We start from the raw sequence: 1,689 nt of genomic DNA on the forward strand, positions 1-1,689 counted from the left end.
GGCGAGCGCCCCCGCGTCGCCGGGCGGCACCAGGGTCCCCGCCGCGCCCCGGTCGAGGATCTCGGCCGCCGCGCCCGTATCGGTGGCGATCACCGGCGTCCCGACCAGCATCGCCTCGACCAGGGTGCGCCCGAACGGCTCGGGTGCGATCGAGGGATGGATCACCGCGTCCACCGCGCGCATCAGGCGCGTCACGTCCCCGCGCTGGCCGAGGAAGTGGACGCGGTCGGCGAGCCCGCGCTCGGCCGCGCGCGCATGCAGACCGTTCGCGTAGGCGTCCTCGCCGAACAGGGCGGTGCCGGCGACGATGCACGCCGTGCCGGGCGAGCGGGCCAGGGCCTCCAGCACCACGTGCTGCCCCTTCCACGGGGCGAGCCGGCTGAAGACGCCGACCAGCGGGCCGTGCGGCAACCCGAGGCTCGTGCGCAGGGCGGCCGGGTCGCCGGGCTCGCCGTCGAGGTCGAGGCCGTTGGGCACAATCTCTATGAGATCCCGGCGCCCGCCCGCCGCGACGAAGGCGTCGGCGGCGGCCTGCGACGGAACCACGACCCGGGCGGCGAACGCGTTGGCGAGGCGGACCTGAAGCCCACGCTGCGCCGCCCCGAAATGCGCGGGATCGAGGATGTCGTGCAGGTGCCAGATCAGCGGGCGGCGCACGAGAGCCGCGGCGAGGGCCGAGAGGACGAAGGCCTTCTGCGAGTTGGCGTAGACCACGTCGTGGGCCTTCGCGGTCCGCGCCAGCGCCAGGATCGTCGCGGCGAGCCGTCCGGCCAGTGGAATCGCGCGCCAGGGCGAGCCGTCGCGGCGCAGGGACGACAGCCCGGATCCGTGCCGCGCACGGACGACCGCCAGCCCCCGCTCCCGCAGCGCGGTCGCGAGCGGCCCGTCCTCGAACAGGAAGGCGGTGGCGCCGCGCCAGGGTCCGACGGCATCGCACAGCACCATCTCGGCGCCCGACATCGTGCTGGTGTGGTTGACGAACACGACCCGCGGACGGTCCATCACGCGGCTCCGAGATAGCGGCGCGCCGGCTCGTGCCCGGTGTCGTAGAACGGGTGGTCGTCGGCCCGCACCATGGTGATCGCGAGCCCGAACACGTCGCCGCCGGCCTCGCGCAGGCCGTTGACGGTGGCGCTGATCGCCGACACCTGCGAGCGGCCCCAGCGGGTGCAGCACAGCACGCCGTCGACCTGCCGCGCCAGGATCTGGGCGTCCATCAGCATCGCCGCGGGCGGGCTGTCGATCAGCACAAGGTCGTACTTGCGGGCCCAGAGCAGCAGCTCGGTCATGCGCTTGCCCATCAGCAGCTCGGTCGATTCCGTGGTCGCCGCGCCGGCGGGGATGGCGTCGAGGTTGGGCGTCGCCGTCGCGATCACCGCCTCCCGCGGCAGGGCCTCGCCGCGCAGCACGCCGGCGAGGCCGGGGCCGGCGGGCAGGTCCAGAGCCGTCTCGAAGACCGGGCGGCGCAGATCGCATTCGAGGACGAGCACGCGGCGCCCGCTCGCCGCGTTGAGCTGGGCGAGCGCGAGGGTGGTGAAGGACTTGCCCTCGCCGGGCGCGGCCGAGGTGAGCAGGATCGCGCGGCTCGTGCCGTCGACGCCGGCCAGCATCAGCCGGGCGCCGAGGTTGCGCAGGACCTGCTGCATCAGCGGATCGCTGCGCGCGTCGCGCAGCGCCGCGGCGAGCGGC

At 75.0% G+C, this 1,689-nt stretch carries 2 protein-coding genes; both read right to left on the reverse strand.

What is annotated here, in order from left to right; translation table 11 throughout:
* On the reverse strand, window positions 1–1,002 hold a 1,002-nt coding region (locus FV223_RS26950), incomplete at its 3' end, for a glycosyltransferase (RefSeq protein ID WP_147729778.1).
* The coding region (locus tag FV223_RS26955; protein WP_147729779.1) for a CpsD/CapB family tyrosine-protein kinase at window positions 1,002–1,689 on the reverse strand (688 nt) is incomplete at its 5' end. The genes FV223_RS26955 and FV223_RS26950, both read right to left, overlap by 1 nt.

The sequence above is a fragment of the Methylobacterium sp. WL116 genome, assembly GCF_008039455.1.
Taxonomy (GTDB): domain Bacteria; phylum Pseudomonadota; class Alphaproteobacteria; order Rhizobiales; family Beijerinckiaceae; genus Methylobacterium.